We start from the raw sequence: 25,740 nt of genomic DNA, 5'->3' as shown, positions 1-25,740 counted from the left end.
CTTTTAAAGTATTCAAATAATACTAAAGCGTATTATTAACGCTTATCAGTTGATACGTAGTCACGTGCAGTGTAACCAGTATAAAGCTGACGAGGGCGGCTGATCTTATGACCAGGTTGAGAAAGCATCTCATCCCAGTGAGTGATCCAACCAACAGTACGCGCCATTGCAAAAATTACAGTGAACATGCTAGTTGGAATACCAATCGCTTTTAAGATAATACCTGAGTAGAAATCTACGTTAGGGTAAAGTTTCTTCTCTACAAAGTACGGGTCTTCAAGTGCGATTTTTTCAAGTTTCATTGCAATATCAAGCAATGGATCTTGAATATTAAGTTCAGCAAGTACTTCGTGACACGTTTGACGCATTACTGTTGCACGAGGGTCGAAGTTTTTGTAAACACGATGACCAAAGCCCATAAGACGGAAAGGGTCCGCTTTATCTTTTGCTTTTGCAACGTATTCATCAATGCGATCAACAGAACCAATTTCTTCTAACATGTTCAAACATGCTTCGTTAGCGCCGCCATGTGCCGGGCCCCAAAGAGATGCAATACCAGCGGCAATACATGCATAAGGATTAGCACCAGATGAACCAGCAAGACGTACTGTAGACGTAGATGCATTTTGTTCGTGATCAGCATGAAGCATGAATATTTTATCCATTGCTTTAGCTGTTACTGGATTAACTTTATATTCTTCAGCTGGTACAGAGAACATCATATGTAAGAAGTTTTCTGCATAACCTAAATCGTTACGTGGGTAAACAAATGGTTGACCAACGTTCGTTTTATACGCCATTGCTGCAATAGTAGGTAATTTAGCTACTAACTTAACTGCACTTGTTTTACGTTGATTTGCATCAGTAATATCAAGATCTTCATGATAAAAAGATGATAAAGCACCAACTACACCACATAGCATTGCCATTGGGTGAGCGTCAAAGCGGAAGCCTTGGAAAAAGTTTGCAATTTTCTCATCAAGCATTGTGCTATGAGTAATTTGTAATGAAAAATCAGTGTATTGCTCTTTAGTTGGTAACTCACCATTTAATAGTAAGTAACACAACTCAATGTAATCTGAGCCATCAGCTAATTGTTCAATTGGGTAACCACGGTGAAGTAGGATACCTTTACCACCATCAATGTAGGTGATTGCAGATTCACAAGAACCAGTCGACATGAAACCTGGGTCATAAGTAAAGTGACCATGTGAACCTAACGTACGTACGTCGATTACATCTTGGCCAGCTGTGCCTTGATAAATTGGAAGTTCGATTGGATCTAGTCCATCAATTTGGACTGTGGCTTTTTTATCTGCCATCGTTATGTATCTCCTATTAAGATATCTATTCTGATTTTTAGATTTTTAAAGTTCTGAAATCTGTTTTAAGCACATCTTCGCATTTTAACGTGAAAGAGGGGTGTAAAGTCAATTTTTATAAACATTATGCACATATGTATAATAAATATTCTGTGTGAATTAAATATTATACCATTGGCTAATTCGCAAACGTCTCTAAATAAACAAGAATTGTAAAAAGCCTTGTGGGTATATATACTAACGTTGGTTTTAAACCGTATTGTATTTGGGTAAACATAGTTTTACAGTTTAATTTTACATTTATTGTGAACTTTAACTGTTTCTATTCGTTTACTTTGATAGTTCCATCAGTAATATTTGGTGGGTTTTTAGAAAAGCAAGTAGATGAGCTCCACTGTGAGCAAGATGGGCAAGTAACTGTGAAAAAGCAAAGACCTGTAAATCTAGATCTAACAACTATATCTATGCCGGCAACGGCTAAAGCGTCAATATTTCACCGCGTCACCGGTGTTGCATTATTTTTTGCTTTAACGTTTGTCATTTGGGCTTGGTCTGAGTCTCTCTCTTCAGCTGAAAGTTTTGAATTCGTCAAGGGTCTGTTTAACGGATTCATTGCCAAATTTATAGCTTGGGGCACTGTTTCTGTATTAGGTTATCACCTTATTGGTGGCATCCGTCATATGATTATGGATATGGGACATTGGGAAGAACTTGAATCAGGTAACCTCAGCGCTAAAGTTTCAATGGCTCTTGGTGTTGTGTTTGCCGTATTGGCAGGGGTGTGGATATGGTTTTAAATCAAGCAACTCTTAAACGTGATGGTGTACAAGATTTCGTATCTTTACGTACCACGGCATTAATAATTAGCGCATATGCGATTTTTATTATCGGCTATTTTTTAGCGACGCCAGAAGTCACTTTCGAAGCCTGGACAGGCCTCTTCTCTAACCTAGCAATGAAAGGGTTTACATTAATTACCCTGGTTTGCATTATGGTTCATACCCGCATTGGCCTTTGGCAAGTTCTTACAGACTATGTTAAGTGTTCGAAGTTACGTGCCGTTTTAGGTTTTGTATTAAACCTAATGGCCGTTGCTTACGTAGCTATTGGTCTAATTGTATTATGGGGTGTTTAAGTGAAATATTCTGTTCGTGAATTTGACGCCGTAGTAATTGGCGCAGGTGGTGCTGGTATGCGCGCCGCTCTAGCAATTACTGAATCTGGCAAAACGTGTGCATTAATATCTAAAGTATTCCCAACACGCTCACACACTGTATCTGCACAAGGTGGTATTACAGTAGCGCTTGGTAATTCACACGAAGACAACTGGGAATGGCATATGTACGATACCGTTAAGGGCTCCGATTTTATCGGTGACCAAGACGCTATTGAATACATGTGTCAAACAGGCCCAGAAGCTATTACTGAATTAGAAAACATGGGTTTACCATTTTCTCGTTTTGAAAATGGTCGTGTTTACCAACGTCCTTTCGGTGGTCAATCGAAGAACTTTGGTGGTGAACAAGCCGCTCGTACAGCAGCCGCAGCTGACCGTACTGGTCATGCGTTATTACACCTTCTTTATCAACAAAACGTAAAAAATAAAACAAATGTATTCTCTGAATGGTATGCACTTGATTTAGTTAAAAACGATAATGGTGATGTAGTAGGGTGTACTGCAATTGAGATTGAAACAGGTGAAATTACTTACTTCAAATCTAAAGCTGTAGTGCTTGCTACTGGTGGTGCTGGTCGTATATTTGCATCAACAACGAATGCTCACATTAATACTGGTGACGGTGTTGGTATGGCAACACGTGCTGGTATTTCTATGCAAGACATGGAAATGTGGCAGTTTCATCCTACGGGTATCGCAGGTGCTGGTACGCTAGTAACTGAAGGTTGTCGTGGTGAAGGCGGTTATCTTTTAAATAAAGATGGCGAGCGCTTCATGGAACGTTATGCTCCAAATGCAAAAGACTTAGCGTCTCGCGATGTTGTAGCACGTTCAATGATGACTGAAATCCGTGAAGGTCGTGGTTGTGATGGTCCTTGGGGTCCTCACCTTAAGCTGAAACTTGACCATTTAGGTGAAGAAACGCTTAACTTACGTCTTCCAGGTGTATGTGATCTAGCTAAAACGTTTGCTCACGTTGATCCTGCTAAAGAACCAATTCCAGTAATTCCAACTTGTCATTATATGATGGGTGGTGTTCCTACTAACGTAAATGGTCAAGCTCTACAAATCGATGCTCAAGGCAAAGAAACAGTAGTTCAAGGCTTATTTGCTGTAGGTGAGATTGCATGTGTATCCGTACATGGTGCAAACCGCTTAGGTGGTAACTCATTACTAGATTTAGTGGTATTTGGTCGTGCTGCTGGTAACTTCTTAGGTAAATATCTTAAAGATGTTGAAATATCTAAGGCTGCTTCAGAGTCAGACTTAGAAGCCTCTCTAGCACGTTACAATCGTTGGGAAAATTCAACGGCTGGCCAAGGTGAAGATCCAGTTCAAATCAAAAAAGACCTACAACAGTGTATGCAACTTAACTTCTCGGTATTCCGTGAAGGTGATTCAATGGCATCAGGTCTTCAAGAGCTTAAAGAAATTCGTGAACGTCTGCAGCATGCACGTCTTGATGATAAATCATCAGACTTTAATACGCAGCGAATCGAATGTCTTGAACTAGATAACTTAATGGAAACAGCTTACTCAACTGCAGTAGCTGCAAACTTCCGTACAGAAAGCCGTGGTGCACATTCTCGCTTTGATTACCCAGATCGTGATGACGAAAACTGGTTATGTCACTCAGTATTTAATCCTTTAACGGATGAAATGAGTAAGCGTGATGTAAACTATGCGCCTAAAACGCGTGAAGCTTTCCCACCTAAAGCACGTGTTTACTAGGAGATAGACGATGGCACAAGTACAATTTTCAGTTTATCGTTATAATCCAGATGTTGACAACGCACCTCGTATGCAAGAATACACCTTGCAAACAGAGGAAGGTCACGACATGATGGTATTGGATGCACTTATTCTTTTAAAAGAACAAGATCCAACATTATCTTTCCGTCGTTCATGCCGTGAAGGTGTGTGTGGATCTGATGGTGTTAACATGAATGGTAAAAATGGTCTGGCATGTATTACTCCTTTATCTACGCTACAAAAAAATGGCAAAGGTAAAATTGTAGTTCGTCCATTACCAGGCTTACCAGTGGTTCGTGACCTTGTTATAGACATGAGTCAGTTCTACACTCAGTACGAAAAAGTTAAACCTTATTTAATTAATGATCAGCCAGCAGCAGGCGAACGTCTTCAAACTATCGAAGAACGTAATAAATTAGATGGGTTATATGAGTGTATTTTGTGTGCATGTTGTTCAACATCGTGTCCTTCGTTCTGGTGGAATCCAGACAAGTTCATTGGTCCAGCAGGCCTTCTTCATGCTTACCGTTTCTTGGCTGATAGCCGAGATACAGCAACTGAAGAACGTTTAGCGGATTTAGACGATGCGTTCAGTGTGTTCCGTTGCCACAGTATAATGAACTGTGTTAGCGTTTGTCCTAAGGGTCTTAATCCGACCAAAGCAATTGGGCAAATCAAATCTATGTTATTAAACCGAGCTGTTTAATTACTTAGTAAACGTAAGATGGCTAATACTTATTATTTATTAGCCATCTTGTTATGATAACTATTAATTTCTGCGCTAAAAAAAAGGGCTTATAAATGCACGAAGGTGTGATGAAGGCATGGCTAGAATCTTCACATTTAAACGGCGGCAACGTTGCTTATGTAGAAGAGCTTTATGAAGCGTATTTAGACGATGCGACTTCTGTGCCAGATGAATGGCGAGAAGTGTTCGAACAATTACCTAAAGTTGATGGTGTGGATGTTGAAGTAAAACATTCAGAAGTTCGAGCGCAGTTTGCACAGCTTGCTAAAAACAAGCATAGAGAAGTAGTGGTAGCAGAGGGTAGTGGCGGTGACCTTAAACAGGTTAAAGTACTACAACTTATTAATGCTTTCCGCTTTCGAGGACACCAAAATGCAAACCTAGATCCATTAGGTATTTGGCAACGAGAGCGTGTACGAGATTTAGAGCTAGAGTACCACGACTTATCAGCAAGTGATTTTGACCGCGAATTTAACGTAGGATCGTTTGCCGTAGGGCGCGATACTATGCCTTTAGGTGAATTATACCAAGCACTAAAAACTACATATTGTGGTTCTATTGGCGCTGAGTATATGCACATCACATCGACAGAAGAAAAGCGTTGGTTACAACAGCGTTTAGAATCTGTGCAGTCTAGGCCTAAATTCTCAAAAGATGAAAAGCTTCGTATCTTAAAAGGTCTTACTGCAGCGGATGGTCTAGAAAAATATTTAGGGTCTAAGTTCCCTGGTGCTAAGCGCTTTTCACTTGAAGGTGGCGATGCGTTAGTTCCTATGCTTAAAGAGCTTATTCACCGAGCAGGTGAAAGCGGCCAACAAGAAGCTGTTATTGGTATGGCTCACCGTGGTCGTCTAAACGTTCTTGTAAATGTACTTGGTAAAAACCCATCAGAGCTGTTTGATGAGTTTGCTGGTATACACAAAGAAACGCTAAGTTCTGGTGATGTTAAATATCACATGGGTTATTCGTCTGACTTTGCTACTAAAGGTGGCAATGTACATATGGCGCTTGCCTTTAACCCATCTCATCTAGAAATCGTAAACCCTGTTGTAATGGGGTCAGTGCGTGGTCGTCTCGACCGTTTAGGTGATAAATCAGGCATTAAAGCGCTACCTATCACCATTCATGGTGATTCTGCAATTGCTGGTCAAGGTGTTGTACAAGAAACGTTTAACATGTCACAAACTAACGCGTTTAGTTGTGGTGGTAGTATTCGTATTGTTGTCAATAACCAAGTAGGCTTTACAACCTCTAAGCAAGATGACGTTCGTTCAACGCCATATTGTACTGACATCGCAAAAATGGTGCAGGCCCCAATATTCCATGTTAATTCTGACGATCCTGAAGCAGTTGCATTTGTTACTCAACTTGCCCTTGATTTCAGAAACCAGTTTAAACGCGACGTAGTTATCGATTTAGTGTGTTACCGTCGCCATGGTCATAATGAAGCTGATGAGCCAAATGCAACACAGCCGATTATGTACCAAAAAATTAAAAAGCACCCAGTGCCGCGTTTAATTTATGCAGATCAACTTATTGCTGAAGGCTCTTTTTCTGAACAAGACGTTAAAGCGCTTGCTGATGAGTACCGTGATGCATTAGATGAAGGTAATTGTGTTGTTTCAGAAATACAGCCAGTGACTTCACATTCTTCTGAATGGGCAAAATATATTGGTCATGAATGGGATGTTGATTACGATGCTAGCGTGTCTGTAGAGGAGCTTAAAGCCCTTGGCGAAAAAGTAGCTTCTTACCCAGAACAGCATAAAGCTCAATCTCGCGTTAAAAAGATTTATGACGATCGTAAGCTAATGGCTGCAGGTGAAAAACCACTTGATTGGGGTATGGCTGAAACTTTAGCCTATGCAACAATTGCGTCTGAAGGTACTGACATTCGTTTAACAGGACAAGACACAGGTCGAGGAACATTCTTTCATCGTCATGCTGTTGTCCATGGTCAATCAAATGGTATGACTTACACTCCTTTACAGCATTTAAGTGAAGATCAAGGCACATTTGAAGTCTTTGATTCTGTTCTATCAGAGGAAGCTGTAGTTGCGTTCGAATATGGTTATGCTACCGCTGAACCTAAGTCTCTCGTAATATGGGAAGCGCAATTTGGTGACTTCGCCAATGGTGCACAAGTTGTATTTGACCAATTCTTAAGCTCAGGTGAGCAAAAGTGGGGTCGTTTATGCGGTCTTACAATATTGCTACCACATGGCTATGAAGGTCAAGGTCCTGAACATAGTTCAGCTCGTTTAGAGCGTTTTTTACAACTATGTGCTGATCACAATATGCAAGTATGTGTACCTTCAACACCAGCTCAAGTATATGCAATGCTTCGTCGTCAATCAGTTAGACCGCTTCGTCGTCCACTGATTGTTATGACACCTAAGTCGTTACTTCGTCATCCGCTTGCAACTTCGTCACTTGAAGAACTTTCTGAAGGTGTTTTTCATAATATGATCGACGAAATCGATGATATTAACCCTGAAAAAGTAGAGCGCGTTGTATTTTGTAGCGGTAAAGTTTATTACGAACTACTACAAGAGCGTCGTAAACTTGAGCTAGATAATGTTGCGATTGTACGTGTAGAACAATTATATCCGTTCCCACACGATGAAATGCAAACGATTATGAAACAATATCAACACGTAACTGATTTTGTATGGTGTCAAGAAGAACCACAAAACCAAGGTGCATGGTACTGTTCACAACATCACTTTATTGATGCAATTCCACAAGGTGCTAAGTTAAAATATGCAGGTCGTAAAGCGTCTGCATCACCAGCGTGTGGTTACATGTCAGTACATACTAAAGAACAACAAGCGCTCGTTGCCGACGCGCTTACTATAGAAAATAAAGGATAAGCAATGAGCACAGAAATTAAAGTTCCTGTTCTTCCTGAGTCGGTTGCAGATGCTACCGTTGCTACATGGCATGTAAGTGTTGGCGACAAAGTAACTCGCGATCAAAACTTAGTAGACATTGAAACAGATAAAGTGGTTTTAGAAGTTGTTGCACAGCATGACGGTGTAATCACAGAAATATCACAAGAGGAAGGTGCAACCGTACTTGGCGATCAAGTTATGGGTTTACTTGGTGATGCTGATGCAGCGCCAGCAAGTGAAGGTTCATCTACAAAAGAATCAGCACCAGCTAAATCAGAAGACGCGCCAGCGGCGCCATCAGCACCAGCATCAGAAGGTAAAGAAGTGGATATTAAAGTACCTGTACTTCCAGAATCAGTTGCAGACGCAACAATTGCTACATGGCATGTACAACCAGGTGACGCGGTAACTCGTGACCAAAACTTGGTAGATATTGAAACAGATAAAGTTGTTCTTGAAGTAGTAGCTCAAGAAGACGGTATTATGGGTGATATCATTCATGGCGAAGGCGACACTGTATTAGGCGAACAAGTAATTGGTTCGGTTAAAGCAGGCGGTGCACCAGCGGCTCCAGCTGCAAAAGCAGACGCAGCGCCAGCAGCAGATTCAAGCGAAAGTTCAGATGTGTTAACACCATCAGTTCGTCGTTTAATTGCTGAGAAAGGCCTAGACGCTTCTAAAATCAAAGGCACGGGTAAAAATGGTCGTGTGACTAAAGAAGACGTTGATACTTTCTTAAAAGCACCAGCACCAGCAGCTAAAAAAGCAGAAGCCTCTGCTCCAGCTGCACCGATGGGCGATCGTACTCAAAAACGCGTACCTATGACTCGTTTACGTAAAACGATTGCGACACGCCTTCTTGAAGCTAAAAACTCAACTGCAATGTTAACTACATTCAACGAAGTGAACATGGGACCAATCATGAGCCTTCGTAAGCAGTATCAAGAAACGTTTGAAAAGCGTCACGGCATTCGTTTAGGTTTCATGTCTTTCTATGTGAAAGCTGTAACTGAAGCTCTTAAGCGTTTCCCAGATGTAAATGCATCGATTGATGGTGATGATATTGTTTACCATAATTACTTTGATATCAGCATTGCAGTATCTACACCACGTGGTTTAGTTACTCCAGTACTTAAAGATTGTGACAAACTATCTGTTGCTGAAATTGAAAAAGGTATCCGTGAATTAGCACTTAAAGGTCGTGACGGTAAGTTAACGCTTGCAGATATGACTGGTGGTAACTTCACTATTACTAATGGTGGCGTATTTGGTTCATTACTATCTACACCTATCATCAACTTGCCACAGTCTTCAATTTTGGGTATGCATAAAATCCAAGACCGTCCTATGGCAGTGAATGGTAAAGTAGAAATACTTCCTATGATGTATTTAGCTCTTTCTTACGACCATCGTATAATTGATGGTAAAGAATCGGTTGGTTTCTTAGTAACTATTAAAGAGTTACTTGAAGATCCAACACGCTTATTGCTGGATGTTTAATCCAGTAGTATGAAATGTAAGCTGTGAATGAACATTCACAGCTTTTTTTTTGCGCCTTTGGTCATACTGGGGTTTTCATGTTAAGCCTTGGGATCTATACTAGGTGCGCAATTTGGGATAGTTGTATATTTGAAAAAATATTCAGCTCTTTTAGTATAAAAAATTGGATAAAGCATCATGAATTTGCATGAGTATCAGGCAAAACAACTTTTTGCCGAATATGGTTTACCAGTTTCTCAAGGTTTCGCTTGCGATACACCTGAAGAAGCTGCAGCAGCTGCTGAAAAGATCGGCGGTGATATGTGGGTTGTTAAAACTCAAGTTCACGCAGGTGGACGTGGTAAAGCTGGCGGTGTAAAGCTAGTTAAAACTATCGACGAAGTAAAAGCGTTTGCAGCTAACTGGTTAGGTAAAAACCTAGTTACTTACCAAACAGACGAAAAAGGTCAGCCAGTTGCTAAAATTTTAGTAGAAAGCTGTACTGATATCGCGAACGAATTGTACCTTGGTGCAGTTGTTGACCGTGCATCTCGCAAAGTTGTTTTCATGGCGTCTACTGAAGGCGGTGTTGAAATTGAAACTGTTGCTGAAGAAACACCTGAACTTATCCACAAAGCTGAGATCGACCCGTTAGTAGGTCCTCAAGCTTACCAAGCACGTGAACTAGGTTTCAAACTGGGTCTTAATCCAGTACAAATGAAACAGTTCGTTAAGATCTTCATGGGTCTTGGTAAAATGTTCACTGATTTTGATTTCGCATTACTTGAAATCAACCCGTTAGTAATTACAGATGAAGGTAATCTTCATTGTCTTGACGGCAAAATCGGTATTGATGGTAATGCACTTTACCGTCAACCTAAAATCCGTGAGTTCCACGATCCATCTCAAGAAGATGCACGTGAAGCGCATGCAGCAAGCTTTGAGCTTAACTACGTAGCCCTAGATGGCAATGTTGGTTGTATGGTTAACGGTGCAGGCCTAGCAATGGGTACTATGGACATCGTAAACCTACATGGCGGCAAGCCGGCTAACTTTTTGGATGTTGGTGGCGGTGCTACTAAAGAACGTGTTTCTGAAGCATTCAAAATCATTCTTTCTGACGACAATGTTAAAGCTGTTCTTGTGAACATCTTTGGCGGTATCGTTCGTTGTGACATGATTGCTGAAGGTATCATTGGCGCAGTTAAAGAAGTTGGCGTAACCGTACCAGTAGTTGTACGTTTAGAAGGTACTAATGCTGAGTTAGGTCGTGAAGTTCTTAAGAGCTCAGGTCTAGATATCATTGCTGCTGAATCACTAACAGACGCTGCTGAGAAAGTTGTTGCTGCTGCGGAGGGCAAATAATGTCTGTATTAATTAATAAAGATACAAAAGTTATCTGTCAAGGTTTCACTGGTGGTCAAGGTACTTTCCACTCAGAGCAAGCACTTGAATACGGTACACAAATGGTTGGTGGCGTAAGCCCAGGTAAAGGCGGTCAAACGCACCTTGGTCTTCCTGTATTCAACACGGTTCGTGAAGCTGTAGAAAAAACTGGCGCAACTGCTTCAGTTATCTATGTACCAGCTCCTTTCTGTAAAGATGCAATCTTAGAAGCTATTGATGCTGGCATCGAGCTTATTGTTTGTATCACAGAAGGTATTCCTACTCTTGATATGGTTGACGTTAAAGTTAAACTAGATCAAACAGGTACTCGTATGATCGGTCCTAACTGCCCAGGTGTTATTACTCCTGGTCAAACTAAGATTGGTATCATGCCTGGTCACATCCACAAACCTGGTAAAGTAGGTATTGTTTCTCGCTCTGGTACTTTAACGTACGAAGCAGTTAAGCAAACTACTGATGCTGGTTTTGGTCAGTCTACGTGTGTTGGTATTGGTGGTGATCCAATTCCAGGTACTAACTTTATCGACGTTTTAGAAATGTTCGAAAAAGATCCACAAACTGAAGCAATCGTAATGATTGGTGAAATTGGTGGTACTGCAGAAGAAGAAGCTGCAGAGTACATCAAAGCTCACGTAACTAAACCTGTAGTATCTTACATTGCTGGTGTTACTGCACCAGAAGGTAAGCGTATGGGTCACGCTGGCGCAATCATTGCCGGCGGTAAAGGTACTGCTGATGAGAAATTTGCTGCATTAGAAGCTGCGGGCGTAAAAACTGTACGTTCACTTGCTGATATCGGTAAAGCACTTAAAGAGAAAACAGGCTGGTAATCGCTTGTTTTTCTTTAAAAAGGCCCGCTTATGCGGGCCTTTTTGTTATTAGGTTAAAATTTAGAATGGATAACTAATATGCTGAAAAAAACGTACCGATAAGTCTTGGCGTTGTTTATTTATAGCTAGCTCATTACACAAAGTATGGATTGTTTTTTCTACTTGGTTCATAAATCGACCGTAACCCATTTCATGTTTATCCTGTTGCGTTGCTACCACTACAAAATGCAACGTTTCTACTAATTTACTTGCTTCATAAAAGTGCTTAATTTGATTTTCATTAGATTCAATATCAAAACTTAACTTTTGAAGTTCATTATTACCTTCACTTTTATCTATTTTACTGTTTCGTATAATAGGCGTTGCGCCGTTAGCAACCATAGCCCCATGATTTAGATTGTTATTTTGACACGCACGTATAAATGAGTAAGCAAAGTAGTCATAAAATCTAGCATAGTCGTTTGTGTTCATTAGTGTTTGAAACTGCGTTTTAATAGCGCGCGAAACCGGTATAGTAAAAGTGGCGTAAGTCATCTCTGCATAATCATCGGGTATGCTGCATTGTCTTGACTGATAGCGAGGGTAGAGACTTCTTAATTTGTAACCATAGCTCTCCTTATTGCCTTTTTCTTTAGCAAATAAGTCATACGTTAAGTGCTGATGATCGCGTAGTTTAAACTGAGGTTGATTTATTAACAGTTGTCCTTGTAGGGTGTTTAATACTTTTTGAACTTTGTTATGAAACTCTGCAGAGTTAGCTCGTAAATCGTCGCCTGTTGCTAAAAATAGAATGCGTATTTTTTTACTTGGTATATCTTCAGTGTAATAAATTTTATGGGCCTCGTGATAACGAGGATTATAAAAAAACAACATTTGCTTATCGGTTTCTAATTGATAAGACTCATCATGAAAGCGTACAACGGGTAGTTTATCGTTTGCGAGTAAATGAACATTATGAAGCTCATATTCATCACAGCATGCAAATAGCTGACGTGCTATACGTTCATAACAACAATTGATATTACTAAAACTATTATAGAACGCTTCATTTGGCGTTATTTCGGCTAGTAAATAGTGATTTGCGCGTGCGTTAGTAGGAATATAAACGCGATGTTGATTAAGTGTAGCCATCTTCGAGTCCTTATAAAGTAGGTTATTAGTCTACTATAAGTGGCTTTGATTACTTAAATATTGCGTTAAAACAAATTTTATTCATAAACAATGGTTCAGCTGAATTAAAGTTAAGCAATATCAAAAATAAACCTTAATCTAGTGCTGTATGTTAGTGTATGTTTTTGTAATAATGCATTAGTTTTGTTATTACGTAATATTTAGAGGATCACACTCCTATGGCGGAAATTGAGAATCGCCCAAGTAACTTTATTAGAACCAAAATTGATGAAGACTTAGCAAGTAAAAAGCATGCAACAACGCATACACGTTTTCCACCAGAACCAAATGGCTTTTTGCATATTGGTCATGCCAAATCAATTTGTTTAAACTTTGGCATCGCAAAAGATTACAATGGTTTATGTAATCTGCGTTTTGACGATACAAACCCAGAAAAAGAAGACATTAACTACGTTAATTCTATAAAAGAAGACGTACAGTGGTTAGGCTTCAATTGGGATGGCGATATAAAGTATTCTTCTAACTATTTTGATACTTTATTTGGTTATGCTGTTGAGTTAATAAATAAAGGCTTAGCATACGTTTGTTTTTTAACAGCAGACGAAGCACGCCAGTACCGTGGCACATTAAAAGAGCCAGGTAAAAATAGTCCATACAGAGATACATCAGTTGAAGAAAACCTAGCGTTATTTGAAAAAATGCGTGCTGGCGAATTCAAAGAAGGCGAATGTGTCCTGCGTGCTAAAATTGATATGGCTAGCTCATTTATGGTGCTTCGCGATCCAATTATTTATCGCGTACGTTTTGCTCATCATCATCAAACAGCAGACAAGTGGTGCATTTACCCAATGTATGACTTCACGCATTGTATTTCTGATGCGCTAGAGGGCATTACACATTCATTATGTACTCTTGAGTTTCAAGATAACCGCCGTTTATACGACTGGGTACTTGATAACATCAGTTTAGAGTGTCACCCACAGCAAATTGAGTTTTCACGCTTAAATCTTGAATACACTATTATGTCAAAGCGTAAGCTAAGCGATTTAGTAGTAAATAACCATGTAGAAGGCTGGGATGACCCACGCATGCCTACAATTGCAGGTTTACGTCGCCGTGGTTATACACCAGGTTCAATTCGTGAGTTTTGTTTGCGTATAGGTGTAACAAAACAAGAGAATATGGTTGAAATGGGCATGCTTGAAGCGTGTATCCGTGAAGATCTAAACGAAAATGCACCACGTGCAATGGCCGTACTCGATCCTGTTAAAGTTGTTATTGAAAACTACGATGCAGACACGGTTGAGATTTTATCTGTGGCTAACCACCCAAATAAAGAAGAAATGGGTCGTCGTGATGTACCGTTTACTCGTGAGATTTACATTGAACGAGAAGACTTTAAAGAAGAAGCAAATAACAAGTTCAAACGTTTAGTACTCGATAAAGAAGTTCGCTTACGTGGCGCTTACGTTATTAAAGCCCAGCGTGTTGAAAAAGACGAAAATGGCGAAATCACAACTATTTTCTGTACTTACGATACTGAAACACTAGGTAAAAACCCAAGTGATGGACGTAAAGTAAAAGGTGTTATTCACTGGGTTTCAGTACCAGAGTCTATTACGGCAGAAGTTCGTTTATACGACCGTTTATTTAGTGTGCCAAACCCAGCAGCAGCTGATGAGTTTGAAACAACATTAAATCCAGAGTCACTGGTTGTTTTATCAAACGCTAAATTAGAGCCATCCCTTGCTAATTCACAAGCAGAGCAGGGCTTTCAGTTTGAGCGTACTGGTTATTTCTCTCGTGATTCTAAATCAGAGCACGTTGTATTTAACCAAACAGTGGGTCTTCGTGATTCTTGGTCTAAAACTCAATAAGTAATATCTAAAAAACCTGAACTCTGGATAATAAATCTTTCTCGAGCAGCTATTTTCAGCGCTAACTGCGTTGAATTTACTTGCAATAGGCCAGCTATTGACGCGTGAATTCGCCTTTTTTTCACTTAAAATCTCTGGCTAGAGAAAATAAATTTAAATATCACCATGATTGAATACGTTGGTAAATCTCTTAACCAGAGTTCAGGTTTAATATCCCCAGTATTTACTGGGTATATTTATTACAAGCGTATTTTAGGCACAAAAAAACCTGCACTTAGCAGGTTTTTTATTGCTTTAAAAAGCGGTATTAGCTATTAGCGTCGCTAAATTCTTTACACGCTGCTTTATCGTTACACTCACCGTATAAATATAATGAATGGTTTGTAAGCGTTATGCCATTTTCTTCAGAAATTTCAAGTTGACGACGTTCAATCATGTCATCTTCAAACTCTACAACTTTACCACATTTCAAACATACTAAATGGTCGTGATGGGTGCTGCCAGAAAGTTCAAATACAGACTTACCACCTTCAAAATGATGACGGCTTACAATACCTGCATCATCAAACTGGTTAAGTACGCGGTATACGGTCGCAAGACCAATTTCTTCACCTAGATCCAAAAGAATTTTGTAAACATCTTCAGCGCTGATGTGTTGGTTATCTGGAGATTGTAAAATCTCTAATATTTTAATACGCGGTAAAGTTACTTTTAAACCGGCTTTTTTAAGTTCCAAGTTATGATCAGTCATTAAATCTGTCTCAATTTTATTTGGTTATACTAGACATCTTGCAAAGATGTACACGACACATTAGCAACAAACAGGATAACGTGCCTAAGCGTTAAGTGCAAAGAACAATTGATTTATATTGCCACTAAAGCTTAAAACGCTAACTGTTTGATAATTATTTAAACAGCTAGCGGTATATGCAGTAAATTAGTCAGCTAATTCACTTAAACACATTTCTTCATATACTTGAGCAGACCATGCTTTAACACGTTGTTCTGTTAGTTCAGGTTGACGGTCTTCGTCAATACCTAAGCCTACAAAGTGCTTATCATCAGCCATACCTTTAGATGCTTCAAAGTCATAACTTTCACTTGGCCAATGACCAACAACAATAGCGCCACGTTCAGTTACGATATCGTTGATCATACCCATAGCATCTAAAAAGTACTCAGCGTAATCTTCTTGGTCTCCGCAACCGAAAATAGCGACAAGTTTGCCTTCAAAGTCTACTTCTTCAAGTTCAGGGAAAAAGTCATCCCAATCACATTGTGCTTCACCGTAATACCAAGTAGGAATACCGAATAAGATCAAATCAAATTCAGCAATCTCTTCTTTAGAGCTTTTTGCAATGTCATGAACAGCCACTAGCTTTTTACCCAATTCTTTTTGGATCATTTTTGCTACGTGTTCTGTGTTACCTGTGTCACTTCCGAAAAAAATGCCTACACTTGCCATGGATTTAAAACCTTTTATGTATCAATAGCCAATCTTTCTTGTAAAATCGTTTCAATCAGCGCACTGCGGCTAATATTTTGTGCATCTGCCATATCACTTAATGCTTGATATAACTGCGATGAAACTTTAAATTCAACACGTTTTAAACCACGTGCTTTATCTCTTTTTATTTGATTACGTTTATTTACCTTTAACTGCATATCCCGTGAAAGGGGATTGGTTTTAGGTCTGCCTGGGCGTTTTTCGTATTCAAATAAATCGAGCGTAGTTCTATCTGTTTCTGACTTCGCCATGCCTAACCTACACCTGCGCCTTGCCAAAATACTTGAATCAGCCCTTTAGCAATAAAGCCTGAACAACCTAAAAAGAGCACACCCCAAACAATGTATTGTCCGAACTTAGGTACATTGCCACTTTTTAGTACGTCTTTAATTGCCATGCCGATGAATATGAAAATACCGGCTAAGCCAAAATACAACCCTAGGGTATCAAATTCGTTAATTAACTGACTGACCATCAACGTATAACCTTTAAATTAAACGGCGCGTACTATAGCATATAAATATACATATATTTAGTGCGCAGAATCAAAAACACGCGATTAAAATTACTTTAAACCGCAGTTAAAAAGTCGTTTATTGCTTTATTTACAGCAAGTGGCTTTTGGGCATGAAGCCAATGACCAGCCCCATGAATAATTTTAGCCTTGGTGTTTTTAAAGCGTGCTGTAATTGCATTACGATGCTCAGGCAAAATATAGTCAGATTCATTACCTTTAATGAAAAGAGTATCGCATAAACAAGAATTGTTTTCATTAACATTGGATGTGATTGTCGAATATTTATTATCAAGCACATCTAAGTTAAATCGCCATGCAAATTGACCGTCATCATTTTTAGCCAAGCTTTTAAGCAAAAATTGTCTAACTCCAAGTTCTTCAATAAACGGCTGCATTATAGCATCAGCTTGCTTTCTATCGTCTATTGATTGCGCTGAAACGGCTTTTAATGCTTGTAATATTTTTGTATGACGTGCCGGGTAACTAACAGGTGCTATATCAAGTACAACGAGTTTATTTACAAGCTCTGGGTGAGTAAGTGCCAATTCCATTGCTACTTTTCCTCCCATAGAGTGTCCAACTAAGTGTACTTTATCTATACTTAAATCAGCTAAGAGTTCAATAATATCTTGTGCCATTGCCGGATAGTTCATTTCATTGCTATGAGGTGACAGGCCATGGTTGCGTAAATCTACATTAATAACATTAAAGTTTTCACTTAATGGTTTTGCGATTACGTTTAAGTTTTCTAATGAGCCAAAAAGCCCATGGATCAAAATAACATTAGGACCTTGCCCTTGTTGCTTATAATTTAATTGCATACCAGCCTCCTGAAAATTTCGCCATAGTTTGCCGAGCATTGCTTTAAAAAGCAAAAAATACAGCGACTATTTATTAAATTGGGCTTTTGAATGTTAATTCAACAACAAAGAACTAAATAATAGTCTATTTGTATGTTTAAAGTATATGTTGTCGGGAGTGCTTGTTGTAACTCGCATTTCTAATTGGTTTGGGTATAATCAGTCGGGAGAAAAAAATGTGACCCGTAATAACAGGAAAAACATGAAACAAATCGACATAGACGACGAGTTATATCAGTATATTGCCAGCAATACACAAAGTATTGGCGAAAGTGCATCCACTATTTTACGTCGTTTATTAAACCTGAGCGGTGAGAAAATTCAATCCGCTAACGTAGAAATTAATCAAAATAATCAAACCGTAACTACGTCTACCACTTCTTTAACAAGCGTAAAGCCAACTGAATCGATTGCAGATAAACAAACTCCAGCTGTTGTCACACCAGTGAAGCAAAAAAACGCTAATGTTTTTAATATATTGAATAAAGAAGAACTGGGAATGCAAAAGGGCGTTGTTGGTCGATTTTTATTTATTTTAAGTGCATTTTATCGAACTCATAAAACCGACTTTTCTGCAGTATTAGATATAAAAGGTCGAGATAGAGTCTACTTTGCTACAAGTAAAGAAGATTTAGTTAATAGCGGTAGTAGTATGAATCCTAAAAACATAACGGATAGTGAATATTGGGTTATGACGAATTCTAATACTACACGCAAAAAAATGATGCTTCACGAAGTTGCTCTTTGTCTTGGTTATAGCGCAGAGCAAGCTGAAAAAATTCGCGATTACCTGTAAGGAAATATAATGGCTATTCACTCAGGCGCAGGCAAAACTGCTCCACAATCAGCATTGGTTAATGTACCAAAATTAGTATCTGCTTATTATTTAAATGAACCTGATCTTGAACAAAATCCAGAGCATTGTGTTGCTTTTGGTACCTCTGGTCATCGTGGTTGTTCTTACGATGTAAAGTTTAATGAATCTCATATTTTAGCAATCACACAGGCTATATGTGATTACAGGAAGCAAAACGATATATTTGGTCCTTTATTTTTAGGTAAAGACACACATGCATTGAGTGAAGCCGCATTTAACTCTGCAATAGAAGTGCTTGTTGCGAATGAAGTGCAAGTGATCACACAAGAAGATGGGGATTTTACGCCAACACCAGTGATTAGCCATGCAATCGTTAGCCATAATAAACTTCATCCAAATGAGCTTGCAGACGGTATTGTAGTAACGCCTTCGCATAATCCCCCTGAAGACGGTGGTTTTAAATATAACCCACCTAATGGCGGACCAGCTGATACCGATGTAACTAAATGGATTGAAGACAGAGCAAACCAACTTTTATTAGAAGACTTGGTTGAAGTTGAATTATTTCCATTTGCTAAAGCGTCTCGTTCTGGATTTATTAAGTACGAAGACTTAATGACTCCTTATATTAACGACCTAGAAAATATAGTTAATCTAAAAGCTATTAGCGAAGCGGGTATTAAAGTTGGTATCGATCCGCTTGGTGGTTCAGGAATTCATTTTTGGCCTGTAATTGCTAAAAAATATGATCTGAATTTAACGGTTGTGAACGACAACGTTGATCCACGATTTGCTTTTATGCCACTAGATAAAGACGGAAAAATACGTATGGATTGCTCATCACCATACTCTATGGCAAATCTTGTAGCGCTAAAAGATGACTTTGATATATCTATTGGTAACGACCCAGATTATGACCGTCATGGTATTGTTACGCCAGATGGATTAATGAACCCAAATCATTTTCTAGCCGTGGCAATTGATTACCTAATAAAACACCGAGATTGGAATTCAAGCGTAGAAATTGGTAAAACGCTGGTTTCTAGTTCAATGATCGACAAAGTAGCTGCCCGAAATGAACGTAAAGTAAAAGAAGTACCCGTTGGCTTTAAATGGTTTGTTGATGGCTTAAGTAAAGGCAAGCTTGCTTTTGGTGGCGAAGAAAGCGCTGGCGCTGCTTTCCTACGCTTTGATGGCACTGTGTGGTGTACAGACAAAGATGGCTTTATTATGGGGCTATTAGCCGCAGAAATATTAGCCGTTACAGGTAAAACACCGTCGGTACTTTATAAAGAATTAGAGCAAGAATTTGGCTCACCAATTTATAAACGCCTTGATGCACCTGCTACAAGCGGTCAAAAATCACGTTTAAAAGCGTTAAGTGCAGATGATGTAAAAGCGGATATGCTTGCAGGTGAACCTATTTTACAAAAGCTAACACATGCACCAGGTAATGGCGCTGCTATTGGTGGTTTAAAAGTAGTAACCGAAAATGGTTGGTTTGCAGCGCGCCCATCAGGTACCGAAGATATTTATAAAATTTACCTAGAATCATTCAAAGGTGAAGAGCATTTAGCGTTACTTGAAAAAGAAGCTAAAAAGCTTGTAGATTCAGTTATTAGTTAACTTAATTTAATGACTTTTTAAAACGGCTGATTTAATCAGCCGTTTTTGTTTCTATAACTTGAGCAACTGTTACTAATAAATGCACAAGCAATCACTCTCACATATATTATAAAAGGGCTTATTACATGTCAGCCAATCCATCTTACTTAAATGAATTAAAACAAACCGGCGATTTTTTAACACTTAGCCGTAACAACGAATGGCATTTAGATGCAGGTGAATTTGTTTTAGATAATGGGACTCGTGTGAATATACACGATACCGGCGTAATTGAGTTTCAGCCTGCTGTTACAACGTCAAAGGATGTAGTTTATTCAAGCGCTGTACACGGTAACGAGACCGCCCCAATCGAAATTTGCGATGCACTCATTAAACAAATTATAAAAGGTGAGCTGATACTTAAGCAGCGCGCTTTGTTTATTTACGGTAATCCACAATCAATTAATATTGGTCTGCGTTTTGTAGAAGAAAATCTAAATAGATTATTTAATGGTCATCATACTGTTGAAGGTGTACCAATGAATAATGAGCGAAACCGCGCTGCAAAGCTTGAGAAATACGTAAGCGATTTTTATACACGTGGCGAGCAAGGCAGTAGCCGATGCCATTACGATTTACATACTGCTATTCGTGGATCAAAGAATGAAAAGTTTGCCGTGTATCCATATTTACACGGAAAACCGTGGAAAAAATCACAGCTACAATTTTTGTTAAGCTGTGGTGTAAATACCGTATTAATGATGAAATCACCTGCGACAACTTTTAGCTATTATTCGTCATTTGTACATGGTGCAGACTCGTTTACAGTAGAGCTGGGTCAAGTTAAGCCATTTGGGCAAAACGATATGACACGTTTTGAAAAAACAAAGCAAACACTGACTGCATTAATTAGCCAAACTGACGTTGAATACCTTAAATTTAATGCAGAAGACTTTGAGTTGTTTTCAGTGCATAGAACAATTAACAGGACACAGGACAATTTTAGTTTTCCTTTTTCTGATGATGCCGAGAACTTTACAGGCTTTGCTAAAGGTGAATTGCTCGCAACCGATGGTGATACAGCAATTTATGCTGACGTAGAAGGTGAAGCAATAATATTCCCTAATGCAAATGTAGCTTTAGGACAAAGAGCGTTATTAACCGTTATCCCAATGGAAATTAATAGCGATTTTGTTTAATTAAACTCATCAGACCACGCATTATTTAAAGTTAACTATATGATTAGTATTCATTAAAATAACCGTATAGTTAACTTGCCACTTATTTGACCAATATTTACTTTTGTTTCGTCTCAGACATGTTGAATAACACTTTACGTTAACGTAAAGTGTTGGTAGCTTTAATTAAAGATAGTGCAGATGTTGCAAAGTTTATTCCGCAACAATCACCCATAATAATAATTTAAAGGGGCACTTTTTTACCGACAACAAAAGAAGGTAGGTTATGAGTAATCCAAATAACGTATCGCTGAATATTAACCATAAGCTTGAATTTATTGATGGCAATGCGTTAACTATTCCAACCCTTAGTATTTTAACTGAGGACGGCGACATTCATCCTAGTGCAACCGCACCTGACATTTCAAAACATACCGCACTTAAATTATACGAAACAATGCGTTTTATTCGCTTGCTTGATGAGCGCATGCAAGGTGCACAGCGCCAAGGCCGTGTTAGCTTTTACATGCAATGTTTAGGCGAAGAAGCCGCCGTTACAGCCTCTGCTGCAGCGCTTGATCAAAACGACATGATTATGGCGCAATACCGAGAACAAGCAGCACTTCATTATCGTGGCTTTACGCTTGATCAATTTATGAACCAAATGTTTTCAAACGAGCTTGATTTAGGCAAAGGTCGTCAAATGCCAATTCATTATGGTTCAAAAGAATTAAACTACATGACAATCTCATCGCCATTGGGTACGCAAATACCCCAAGCTACAGGTTACGCATACGGTCAAAAAGTTAAACATATAGACGCTAAAACAGGTGAACTTGCAAGCCCAATTGATAACGTTACTATTTGTTATTTTGGCGAAGGGGCGGCGTCTGAAGGTGACTTTCATGCTGGTTTAAATATGGCGGCTGTTCACAGAGCACCGGTTATATTTTTTGCACGTAATAACGGTTATGCAATATCAACCCCTGCTGATGAGCAGTTTAAAGGTGACGGTATTGCCTCGCGTGGTGTGGGCTATGGTATTAAAACTATTCGTGTTGATGGCACAGATGCACTTGCTGTTTATGCGGCGACTAAAAAAGCACGCGAAATAGCCTCAACACAAGGTGAGCCTGTGCTTATTGAATCGATTGCTTATCGATTAGGTGCGCACTCTACGTCAGACGACCCAAGTGGTTATCGCTCTAAAGATGAAGAAGCTAGTCATCAAGTATGTCCAATAGATAAATTCAGAAAGTGGCTTGTTAAACAAGATTGGCTAAACGAAGAGGACGATGTAAAAGCAAAAGAGTCGATTCGAGAAGAAATTTTAGCAGCGCTTAAGCGTGCTGAAGTTGTTGCAAAACCCGCTTTAGAAGAGTTGGTATCTGATGTTTACGACACACCGATTCCATTATTGCAACGTCAGTACGAGCAATTAAAAGAACATATAAAACAGCATCCCGATGCTTACCCAGTAACAGCAGGGAGAATTAAGTAATGGCTAAAATGAATATGCTCCACGCAATTAACTCTGCGCTCGACATCACTATGAATGAACACCCTCAAGCTTGTATTTTTGGCGAAGATGTTGGTTACTTTGGTGGTGTATTTAGAGCAACATCGGGCTTACAAGAAAAGTATGGTAAGCACCGCGTTTTTAATACGCCCTTAACCGAGCAAGGTATTTTAGGTTTTGCTAATGGCCTAGCTGCTTTTGGTGCACCCGCATTGGCAGAAATTCAATTTGCTGATTACATTTTTCCAGCGTTTGATCAAATAGTTAATGAAGCGGCTAAATTTCGTTACCGCAGTGGTAATGAGTTTAATGTAGGTAATTTAACTATTCGTACACCTTATGGTGGCGGTATTGCCGGTGGATTATACCATTCGCAATCTCCTGAAGCGTATTTTGCGCATACGCCAGGCTTAAAAGTGGTTGTACCGCGTAACCCTTATCAAGCCAAAGGTTTATTACGCGCAGCAATTAAAGACGATAACCCAGTTATCTTTTTTGAACCTAAACGACTATATCGTGCATCAACAGGCGAAGTACCCGAAGAAGATTACAGCATTGAATTAGGCAAAGCGGAAGTAGTGCAAGAAGGCACCGATATAACGCTTTTAGCATGGGGTGCTCAAATGGAGATTATTGAAGATGCAGCAAAGCAAGCAAGTGAGCAAGGTATAAGCTGTGAAGTTATTGATCTTCGTAGTATTTTACCATGGGATGTTGAAACGATTGCTAAATCGGTTATTAAAACCGGCCGTTTAATCGTGAGTCATGAAGCGCCTATAACCAATGGCTTTGGTGCAGAGGTAGCCGCGACAATCCAACAAGAGTGTTTCTTGCATTTAGAGTCGCCAATTTTTCGTGTATGTGGCTTAGATACGCCATACCCATTGGCACTTGAAAAAGAATACGTACCGGACGCACTAAAAGTGTTAGCTGCAATTAAACAATCAATGGATTTTTAGGGGTTACCATGGCTAAAGATTTTATATTACCCGATATTGGCGAAGGCATTGTTGAATGCGAAGTGGTTGATTGGTTAGTTAAAGAGGGCGATATTGTGTCTGAAGATCAACCAATTTGTGATGTGATGACTGATAAAGCATTGGTACAAATACCAGCGGTACATGATGGCGTAATTACAAAGCTATACTATTTAAAAGGTGAAATTGCCAAAGTACATGCACCTTTATTCGCGATGGATGTAGCGGGTGAGAGCCCAAGTAATGGATCAGCACAAGAAATAGTACAAACAGCACCTCAAACTAATAACGGTGCAGCTGATTTAGTTGAGGACTTTATATTACCCGATATTGGTGAAGGTATTGTTGAGTGTGAAATTGTTGATTGGTTAGTTGCAGAAGGCGACGAAATAGAAGAAGACCAAGCAGTTTGTGATGTAATGACTGACAAAGCATTAGTGCAAATTCCGGCAAAATACACAGGTACAGTTCAAAAGTTATATTATCAAAAAGGTGAGATAGCTAAAGTTCATAGCCCATTGTTTCAAATGACAATTGCAGGCAGTGCAGCAAAGCCAAATGTTGATATAAACCACGCTGTCGTAAAGGCGCAGACTAATGCCGTCGCAGAAATGCCATCATCGGTGAAAGTAGAGCAAGCGATAAAAGTCGTCAATCAAAAAGCAGTTGCATCTCCTGCTGTTCGCCGTAAAGCACGCGAGCTTGATGTAGATTTAACCTGTGTACTAGGCAGTGGGAAAAATGGTCGAATTTACAAGCAAGACATTGAAGAATTTGTAAAAGGCGAAGTACCAAATACAATTGATACATCACCTCTTAATAGCGATGCTTCTCAAAGTGCAGTACAAAACCAAACGCAGATTTTAAGCGGTGGCGTACGAGTAGAGCCAATTAAGGGTATTAAGGCTGCAATGGCCAAGCAAATGATGGCATCTGTTTCAACTATTCCGCATTTTACATTTAGTGACGAGATAGATTTAACAGCGCTAATCGCTCTACGTAGTTCATTAAAAGAGCAATATAAAGCACAAGGTATAAAGCTCACCATGATGCCATTTTTCATAAAAGCACTTTCGCTAGCAATGAAAGAGTACCCGGTACTTAACTCTAAAGTGAATGATGATTGCACTGAACTAACTTATTATAACGACCATAATATCGGTATAGCGGTTGATTCTAAAATTGGTTTGTTAGTACCTAATATTAAATCGTGTCAGAGTAAAAGTATTGTTGATGTAGCGAATGATTTAACTCGTTTAACTCTCTCAGCACGAGATGGGCGTGTTGCACCAGATGATTTAAAAGGTGGGACTATTAGTATCTCTAATATAGGTGCTATTGGCGGTACTATTGCAACTCCTATAATTAATAAGCCTGAAGTGGCCATTGTTGCATTAGGTAAATTACAGCACTTACCGCGTTTTGATGACAATGTACAGGTTGTAAGTAAAGCAATTATGCAAGTAAGTTGGTCTGGCGATCACCGCGTTATTGATGGCGGCACAATTGCCCGCTTTAATAATTTGTGGAAATCATATCTAGAAAACCCATCTGCAATGATGATGGCAATGAGTTAGTCGCTTTATTGCGGTGTATTTTGAACAAAAACCAGCTTTTAGCTGGTTTTTGTTTAAAAGTGGGCGATTTTTAATTAATATACAGCTGTTACTAAAAAGTAACAAAATTTACAGCCCGATTAGGGAATATAAAAAATAACATTAAGGAAATTTCATGGAACATTATATGAACGCGTTGCGTAGCTACGCAGATTTTTCAGGTCGTAATCGTCGTAAAGCATATTGGATGTTTGTATTAATTAACACTTTAATCTCTATAGCACTTTCATTTGTTGATGCATTAATGGGTGTGGCTATTATTGGTACTATTTATAGTTTAGCACTATTGATACCTAGTTTGAGTGCTGGCGCACGTCGCCTTCATGATACTGGCCGTTCAGGCTGGTGGCAGTTACTTTGGCTAGTGCCAGTAATTGGCTGGATTGTTTTAATTGTTTTCCTTGCGCAAGATTCGCACGAAGGTGAGAACGATTTTGGTCCAAATCCAAAAGAATTAGCAGTGGAACCTGCAACTGTATAAGTAAGAATAACTCAATATATTAAAAGCTCAGCAATTGCTGAGCTTT

General features: G+C 39.2%; 23 protein-coding genes. 16 read left to right on the top strand and 7 right to left on the bottom strand.

What is annotated here, in order from left to right; translation table 11 throughout:
• Positions 1-35: 35 nt before the first annotated feature.
• Entirely contained in the window at positions 36-1,322 is a 1,287-nt protein-coding gene (locus GQR56_RS03185) for a citrate synthase (protein ID WP_024612632.1), read from the bottom strand.
• Positions 1,323-1,741: 419 nt separating this feature from the next.
• On the opposite strand from GQR56_RS03185, the gene sdhC reads away from it, so the two are divergent.
• From sdhC to sucD, 8 genes are all read left to right on the top strand, one after another.
• Positions 1,742-2,119, top strand: a complete 378-nt coding sequence (gene sdhC / locus GQR56_RS03180; RefSeq protein WP_076914908.1) for a succinate dehydrogenase, cytochrome b556 subunit — start codon at positions 1,742-1,744, stop codon at positions 2,117-2,119.
• Positions 2,110-2,457, top strand: a complete 348-nt coding sequence (sdhD, locus tag GQR56_RS03175; protein ID WP_024612633.1) for a succinate dehydrogenase, hydrophobic membrane anchor protein — start codon at positions 2,110-2,112, stop codon at positions 2,455-2,457. The genes sdhC and sdhD overlap by 10 nt, the downstream gene beginning before the upstream one ends.
• Positions 2,458-4,230, top strand: a complete 1,773-nt coding sequence (gene sdhA, locus GQR56_RS03170) for a succinate dehydrogenase flavoprotein subunit (RefSeq protein ID WP_166109130.1) — start codon at positions 2,458-2,460, stop codon at positions 4,228-4,230. It begins immediately after the preceding gene.
• Between the two features lie 10 nt (positions 4,231-4,240).
• A complete protein-coding gene (locus GQR56_RS03165) occupies positions 4,241-4,957 on the top strand; it encodes a succinate dehydrogenase iron-sulfur subunit (RefSeq protein ID WP_024612634.1) in 717 nt (238 codons plus the stop codon).
• A 95-nt stretch (positions 4,958-5,052) separates the two neighbouring features.
• The gene (sucA, locus tag GQR56_RS03160; RefSeq protein WP_166109129.1) at positions 5,053-7,872 is read left to right on the top strand and encodes a 2-oxoglutarate dehydrogenase E1 component; all 2,820 of its coding nucleotides are present in this window, start codon (positions 5,053-5,055) and stop codon (positions 7,870-7,872) included.
• Between the two features lie 3 nt (positions 7,873-7,875).
• The gene (gene odhB / locus GQR56_RS03155) at positions 7,876-9,393 is read left to right on the top strand and encodes a 2-oxoglutarate dehydrogenase complex dihydrolipoyllysine-residue succinyltransferase (protein ID WP_166109128.1); all 1,518 of its coding nucleotides are present in this window, start codon (positions 7,876-7,878) and stop codon (positions 9,391-9,393) included.
• A gap of 177 nt (positions 9,394-9,570) precedes the next feature.
• On the top strand, positions 9,571-10,737 hold the full coding sequence (sucC, locus tag GQR56_RS03150; protein WP_166109127.1) for an ADP-forming succinate--CoA ligase subunit beta: 1,167 nt from the start codon (positions 9,571-9,573) through the stop codon (positions 10,735-10,737).
• Positions 10,737-11,609 carry a succinate--CoA ligase subunit alpha gene (sucD, locus tag GQR56_RS03145; RefSeq protein WP_024612480.1) on the top strand — a complete coding sequence of 291 codons (873 nt, stop codon included), beginning with the start codon at positions 10,737-10,739 and terminating at the stop codon, positions 11,607-11,609. The genes sucC and sucD overlap by 1 nt, the downstream gene beginning before the upstream one ends.
• Positions 11,610-11,669: 60 nt before the next feature.
• On the opposite strand, the gene GQR56_RS03140 is transcribed toward sucD, so the two are convergent.
• The gene (locus GQR56_RS03140) at positions 11,670-12,740 is read right to left on the bottom strand and encodes a DUF3083 family protein (RefSeq protein ID WP_024612481.1); all 1,071 of its coding nucleotides are present in this window, start codon (positions 12,738-12,740) and stop codon (positions 11,670-11,672) included.
• Positions 12,741-12,958: 218 nt separating this feature from the next.
• On the opposite strand from GQR56_RS03140, the gene glnS reads away from it, so the two are divergent.
• The gene (glnS, locus tag GQR56_RS03135) at positions 12,959-14,617 is read left to right on the top strand and encodes a glutamine--tRNA ligase (RefSeq protein WP_024612482.1); all 1,659 of its coding nucleotides are present in this window, start codon (positions 12,959-12,961) and stop codon (positions 14,615-14,617) included.
• 307 nt (positions 14,618-14,924) lie between these two features.
• On the opposite strand, the gene fur is transcribed toward glnS, so the two are convergent.
• The 5 genes from fur to GQR56_RS03110 all read right to left on the bottom strand — a co-directional run bounded on the left by fur (position 14,925) and on the right by GQR56_RS03110 (position 17,462).
• Positions 14,925-15,368, bottom strand: coding sequence for a ferric iron uptake transcriptional regulator (fur, locus tag GQR56_RS03130; RefSeq protein WP_024612483.1), 444 nt, complete (start codon positions 15,366-15,368; stop codon positions 14,925-14,927).
• Between the two features lie 186 nt (positions 15,369-15,554).
• Entirely contained in the window at positions 15,555-16,082 is a 528-nt protein-coding gene (gene fldA, locus GQR56_RS03125; RefSeq protein WP_007586856.1) for a flavodoxin FldA, read from the bottom strand.
• A gap of 14 nt (positions 16,083-16,096) precedes the next feature.
• Positions 16,097-16,375 carry a LexA regulated protein gene (ybfE, locus tag GQR56_RS03120; RefSeq protein ID WP_002962928.1) on the bottom strand — a complete coding sequence of 93 codons (279 nt, stop codon included), beginning with the start codon at positions 16,373-16,375 and terminating at the stop codon, positions 16,097-16,099.
• Positions 16,376-16,377: 2 nt separating this feature from the next.
• Positions 16,378-16,599 (bottom strand): DUF2788 domain-containing protein, encoded by a 222-nt coding sequence (locus GQR56_RS03115; protein WP_002962930.1) that lies wholly within the window; start codon positions 16,597-16,599, stop codon positions 16,378-16,380.
• Between the two features lie 95 nt (positions 16,600-16,694).
• Complete coding sequence (locus tag GQR56_RS03110; RefSeq protein ID WP_166109126.1) at positions 16,695-17,462, bottom strand: alpha/beta fold hydrolase; 768 nt, start codon at positions 17,460-17,462, stop codon at positions 16,695-16,697.
• A 241-nt stretch (positions 17,463-17,703) separates the two neighbouring features.
• Between GQR56_RS03110 and seqA the strand changes: the two genes are divergently transcribed.
• The 7 genes from seqA to GQR56_RS03075 all read left to right on the top strand — a co-directional run bounded on the left by seqA (position 17,704) and on the right by GQR56_RS03075 (position 25,694).
• Positions 17,704-18,297, top strand: a complete 594-nt coding sequence (gene seqA, locus GQR56_RS03105; protein WP_166109125.1) for a replication initiation negative regulator SeqA — start codon at positions 17,704-17,706, stop codon at positions 18,295-18,297.
• A gap of 9 nt (positions 18,298-18,306) precedes the next feature.
• Entirely contained in the window at positions 18,307-19,944 is a 1,638-nt protein-coding gene (gene pgm / locus GQR56_RS03100) for a phosphoglucomutase (alpha-D-glucose-1,6-bisphosphate-dependent) (RefSeq protein WP_024612486.1), read from the top strand.
• 125 nt (positions 19,945-20,069) lie between these two features.
• A complete protein-coding gene (astE, locus tag GQR56_RS03095) occupies positions 20,070-21,122 on the top strand; it encodes a succinylglutamate desuccinylase (RefSeq protein ID WP_166109124.1) in 1,053 nt (350 codons plus the stop codon).
• A gap of 265 nt (positions 21,123-21,387) precedes the next feature.
• Positions 21,388-22,602, top strand: coding sequence for a thiamine pyrophosphate-dependent dehydrogenase E1 component subunit alpha (locus GQR56_RS03090; RefSeq protein ID WP_166109123.1), 1,215 nt, complete (start codon positions 21,388-21,390; stop codon positions 22,600-22,602).
• The gene (locus tag GQR56_RS03085; RefSeq protein ID WP_166109122.1) at positions 22,602-23,579 is read left to right on the top strand and encodes an alpha-ketoacid dehydrogenase subunit beta; all 978 of its coding nucleotides are present in this window, start codon (positions 22,602-22,604) and stop codon (positions 23,577-23,579) included. Before GQR56_RS03090 ends, GQR56_RS03085 begins: the two co-directional genes overlap by 1 nt.
• A gap of 8 nt (positions 23,580-23,587) precedes the next feature.
• Positions 23,588-25,174: a dihydrolipoyllysine-residue acetyltransferase gene (locus GQR56_RS03080; RefSeq protein ID WP_166109121.1), complete on the top strand. Its 1,587-nt coding sequence runs from the start codon at positions 23,588-23,590 to the stop codon at positions 25,172-25,174.
• 154 nt (positions 25,175-25,328) lie between these two features.
• Positions 25,329-25,694: a DUF805 domain-containing protein gene (locus GQR56_RS03075; protein ID WP_166109120.1), complete on the top strand. Its 366-nt coding sequence runs from the start codon at positions 25,329-25,331 to the stop codon at positions 25,692-25,694.
• Positions 25,695-25,740 lie beyond the last annotated feature (46 nt).

Origin of the sequence: Pseudoalteromonas sp. Z9A5 (assembly GCF_011378875.1) — a bacterium.
Lineage (GTDB): Bacteria > Pseudomonadota > Gammaproteobacteria > Enterobacterales > Alteromonadaceae > Pseudoalteromonas.
The sequence above is the reverse complement of the archived record's forward strand: the minus strand, read 5'-3'. Positions and strand labels throughout refer to the sequence as shown.